Raw genomic sequence first — 531 nt, 5'->3', positions numbered from 1 at the left:
GGCTCGCTTGCGAAGATTGCGGCGCCCGAGCTGGGCGCGACGGTGATCCGCGCGGTGCTGGAGCGTGCGGGCGTGAAGCCCGAGCAGGTCAGCGAAGTGATCATGGGCCAGGTGCTGACGGCCGGCTCGGGGCAGAACCCGGCGCGGCAGTCGCTGATCAAGGCCGGGCTGCCGGCGGCAGTGCCGGGGATGACGATCAACAAGGTGTGCGGCTCGGGCCTGAAGGCCGTGATGCTGGCGGCGAACGCGATCGTCGCGGGCGACGCGGAGATCGTGATCGCGGGCGGGCAGGAGAACATGAGCGCGTCGCCGCACGTGCTGCCGGGCTCGCGCGACGGGTTCCGGATGGGCGACGCGAAGCTGGTCGACACGATGATCGTCGACGGGCTGTGGGACGTGTACAACCAGTACCACATGGGCATCACGGCGGAGAACGTCGCGAAGGAATACGGCATTACGCGCGACGAGCAGGACGCGTTCGCGGCGCTGTCGCAGAACAAGGCTGAAGCCGCGCAGAAGGCCGGGCGCTTC

At 69.3% G+C, this 531-nt stretch carries 1 protein-coding gene; it reads left to right on the top strand.

Annotated features, from left to right (window positions below; all coding sequences use genetic code 11):
• On the top strand, positions 1-531 hold a 531-nt coding region (locus tag ACPUER_RS37100; RefSeq protein WP_425133621.1), incomplete at both ends, for a beta-ketoacyl synthase N-terminal-like domain-containing protein.

The sequence above is a fragment of the Burkholderia sp. DN3021 genome (assembly GCF_049805555.1).
In the GTDB taxonomy this organism is placed as follows: domain Bacteria; phylum Pseudomonadota; class Gammaproteobacteria; order Burkholderiales; family Burkholderiaceae; genus Burkholderia; species Burkholderia pyrrocinia_C.
This window is presented reverse-complemented; position numbering and strand designations above follow the sequence as displayed.